This window comes from Methanobrevibacter filiformis, assembly GCF_001639265.1.
GTDB classification, from domain to species: domain Archaea; phylum Methanobacteriota; class Methanobacteria; order Methanobacteriales; family Methanobacteriaceae; genus Methanacia; species Methanacia filiformis.
In genome coordinates this window covers 1-4,174 of the sequence record NZ_LWMT01000080.1, presented here as the reverse complement: position 1 = coordinate 4,174, position 4,174 = coordinate 1, and the positions used below count along the sequence as shown (strand labels likewise).

The following is a 4,174-nucleotide window of genomic DNA, read 5'->3' as shown; positions in this document are numbered from 1 at the left end:
TCTAACAACTCTTCATTTTCATTATTCATAGAGTTAAGAAGAAAAAGAGTCTTAAAATGATTCACACTTTCTCCATCATCTAATGCGCGAACCATTCTTTCCAAATCACAACACAAAAGCTCTTTATTAAAAGGACTATTAATATTAAAATTAAGACCTTCCTTCCACAAATCACTAAAATCCCCACGAACAACAGACCTCAAATAATCAAAATCAACACTAAACTTACCACTACTCTCCCAAACATTCAACTTCTTCAACACAAACCTAAAACACTTACGAATACTACTATTAAAACTCATAAAAAAATATATAAACAATCAAACATAAATAAAAATACCAAAGAAAAAAAATAATACATATAAAAAGAAAATTATTAAATACGAATCCTCTTACATTAAAAATATGAGAAAAATAAAAAAGAAAAGATGGAAAAATTGAAAAATTAAATAGTTTAAATAATAGGTTTTAAACTACCAAGAACATTAGCTTTATTTTTAATATGAATTGAATCTTCAATTCTAACTCCAAAATTTCCTTCTAAATATATTCCAGGTTCTATTGTTATTACCATATCTTTTTCAAGTATTGTTTCATCTTTTTTTGAAATAGTTGGTTTTTCATGAATATTCAATCCTAAACTATGTCCTGTTGAATGAATGAACTTATCACCATATCCATATTCGAATATTATATCTCTAGCTATTTTATCAATTTCACATGCTTTGATTCCAGGTTTAATAGCTTTAATTGACTTATTATATGCCTCAAAAACTATATTAAAAATTTCTTCTTGTTTTTCTGTTTTGATTATTGTTCTTGTGCTGTCACTACAATAATCCTGATATTTACATCCCCAATCAATCAGAGTAGGAAATTCTAATTGTTTTTGACTTACTCTTGAATGAGGTAAACTTGAATTAGCTCCAGTTGCCACAATTGTTTCAAAGGATTCCTCTTGTGCCCCATTTTCTCTCATTAAATAACCAAGTTCATAAGAAACTTCCCATTCACTGAATCCTTTTTCTATCTTATCTCTAATAGCTAACTGTTTAAATGAATTGTGAGCAATATTTGTTGCTTTTTCAATTTTTAAAAGTTCTTCTCTTGATTTAATCATTCTAAAGTTATCTAAAACATTTGTTAGGTGGAATTCATAGTTTCCTTTAAGTTTAGAATATAAATTAAATGGTAAAGTTTCTTCAATAGCTATTTTTTTAAAGTTTTCTTTTTCAAATAAATCTGTGATTTGTTTAAGTGATTTGAACTCTTTAACTTCGATTAAAGAAGTTTTATTTGCAAGTTCCAAATCCATTGCTCCAGCAAAAACTATTGAATCTTCTTTTAAAATAGCTATTCCAAAACTTGTTGGATGATAATCTGAAATATAATTAATATTCTCTATTTCAGCTAAAACCATAGCATCAAATTCATTTTCATGTAAATTATTTATAATTTTATTAATATTCTCTATATCCATGATAATACCTCTAATAAACACGATGATAATAAAATCTTGAATTATAATTCAAAACATGAAACAAACTTTTAAAAAAAGTTTGAACAAAAGCTATTTCAAAAAATAATCAATTCAAATTAAAAAATGCTTTTACTAACATGAAACAAACTTTTAAAAAAAGTTTGAACAAAAGCTATTTCAAAAAATAATCAATTCAAATTAAAAAATGCTTTTACTAACATTAAAAATGAAAAAAATAAGAATATAATTTATCATAATATTATAATTCTTCAGTCTCATTTATTGGAATTCCTGTAGATTTGTTTATATTGTCAGGAGTAATACCTTGTAATACCTTGTTTTTTTAAATTAATAGAAATTGTTAATTTTTCCTCATTTCTGCCCTTTTGTTCTCCTTTTTTCATAGCATATTCGAGTTGTGCTTTTTCATCTATTATTATTTTCTCAGCAATTGAATATTTGAAATAGTTATTTCAATCTTAACATTGAATGTTCTATTCTCCCGTATATTTCATCTAATACTGAATCCATTTTATCAGATTTTTTATTGATTTTTATTGATTTTATCATCTAAAAATAATATTAATCTGTATTCAGGTTGCTAAATCTATTTTATTATTTTTTAACAGTTTTCCAGAATTTATAAAATCAAATGTTTTATAATATTTCTGTCAAAAAACTTACCCTCTGAAAAAATCGTGCTAAAATATAGTATGAACCATATAATAATTTTTCTTCTGAGATATAACTTCATAGAAGTATGAAAAATTAAATTGATATCCTTTATTGTTCATAATTCTTCAATTTGTTCTATTGAGAGATCAGTGATTTTGCTGATTTCTTCTAAAGTCATCCCATTATTTTTTAATCGAAAAGCAATTTTTTTAGAATTTTCTAATTCCCCTTCTTCTTTTCCTTCTATTCTTCCTTTTTCTATACCTCTCTGCTCACCAATTTGTTCTCCTTTTTCTATACCTCTCTGCTCACCAATTTGTTCTCCTTTTTCTATACCTTTTTTAGTAGCATAATCAAGTTTTGCTTTTTCATCCCTTATTATTTTTTCAGCACTTAAGTATTTAAAGTAACTATTTCTGTCCTGCATCGAATGTTCTATTCTATCATATACTTCATTTAATACTGAATCCATTTTTATCACCTTTTCTATTATTTTTTGCGGGGTTTGTTCATCTAAAAATAACATTAATCTATGTTCGGGATTGTTAAAATCTATTTTATTATTTTTTAGTAGTTTTCTAAATTTTTTAAGTTCAAAGAAATGCATTTCTTCTAAATCGTCCAGTTCGTGATGTCTCTCCTCTTTTTCACAATGTATGTATGTTGTGTGATATTTTTCTATTGCCTGGAATTTAAATGCAAGTAAGTTGATTGTCATGACTAATGGTACTTTTAAATAGCTTTCACTTGTTCCAAGCTCTAGTGATAATGCTTTTGATGCGTAATAGTGACTTCTTTTATGAAAATCTTCTTGTTTGTTTATTTGTGATTCTATGTTTATTAGTGTGCCATCATCAGTTGTAACATAGACATCAAGTATTGATTTTTTCTTATTTTTTATAGTACCTTGTATTTGGTTAGGTTCAAATTTAACATGTTTAAATTCTTTTTTTGATAATGTGTTTATTAAATACAGTGCATACTTTTCACTTCCCTTTTCTCCAAATATTTTAGCGAAAAGAAAGTCATTGAGCAGATTTATGTTTTCATCAATATTTTTTATTTTAATATTTATACAACCCCTATTTTTCACTTTCATTTATTAAATAATTTTTCCATGAAAAATTTTCCATCATGAAAATATAGGACATCATACAATTTAGTCCTTAAGTATTACTTAAAGAAAAGTACTATATAAATTAGAACTTATAAATGAAAGCAAAATTGGTCAAAGAATGAAAAATATCAAAGTAAAACATGTATTAACATGAAAAAAACAAGGATTTATAAAATAGCTATATGGAACGTATTTAAAGTTATTAAAGCTATTAAATCTATTAAATCTATTAAAGTTTATTTTTTAAGTTTTTTCTAATAGTATTTATCATTTCTCCTCGAAGATCTTCAGAAATTTCTCTTTTTGAAAGTTGAGGAGGTTTTCCAAAATCAGGATCATCAAATTCAACACCTTTAAAAATAGCTATTTTATCATATCTTGGATGTACATGCCAATGAAGATGAATATTCTGATTATTAATATTACTATTAATATTATCTTTAAAAGCACCATTATTAAAACAAGCCCAATTAAACAACAAGGGATTGAATGAAACCATAATAGTTTCTTCAACAATCTTAACTAATGAATTAAAATCTTTCCATTCATTAGAAGTTAATTCTTTTAGATGTAAAGTTTTAGAATTTAATTTTAAAACACAAGTTCCTAAATATCTTTGTATATGAGCTAAATATAAATTCCAATAATCTGTTGCTATGATTAAATCTCCATAATAATCTTTTTGATTTTTAAATTCATGATTCATTTGTCTATCTCCATTAAAAATTCCTTCATAAAAAATAAAAAATGAGGATTCGCATTTAATGTTTCTTTTTTTGTTCTATTTTATTGATTTTTTCTTTATTTTTTGTGTTTTTATGTGAGTTTTTTTTAATATTTTGTTGGTTTTGTTGAATTGTTTTTAGTTGTTCTTATTGTTTTTGGTTTGTTTAATTTTATGT

The 4,174-nt window shown here is 24.7% G+C and carries 4 protein-coding genes; all 4 read right to left on the bottom strand.

Translation table 11 applies throughout. From position 1 onward, the window contains the following. Positions 1 to 302, bottom strand: a 302-nt coding sequence (locus MBFIL_RS02890; protein ID WP_157078627.1) for a hypothetical protein, incomplete at its 3' end; no start/stop codon positions are given. Positions 303 to 454: 152 nt separating this feature from the next. Beyond that, positions 455 to 1,486, bottom strand: a complete 1,032-nt coding sequence (locus MBFIL_RS02885) for a M24 family metallopeptidase (RefSeq protein ID WP_066971315.1) — start codon at positions 1,484 to 1,486, stop codon at positions 455 to 457. Between the two features lie 784 nt (positions 1,487 to 2,270). Next, positions 2,271 to 3,254 (bottom strand): Rpn family recombination-promoting nuclease/putative transposase, encoded by a 984-nt coding sequence (locus MBFIL_RS02880; RefSeq protein WP_066971313.1) that lies wholly within the window; start codon positions 3,252 to 3,254, stop codon positions 2,271 to 2,273. 247 nt (positions 3,255 to 3,501) lie between these two features. Next, positions 3,502 to 3,978 (bottom strand): hypothetical protein, encoded by a 477-nt coding sequence (locus MBFIL_RS02875; protein ID WP_066971311.1) that lies wholly within the window; start codon positions 3,976 to 3,978, stop codon positions 3,502 to 3,504. Positions 3,979 to 4,174: the final 196 nt, after the last annotated feature.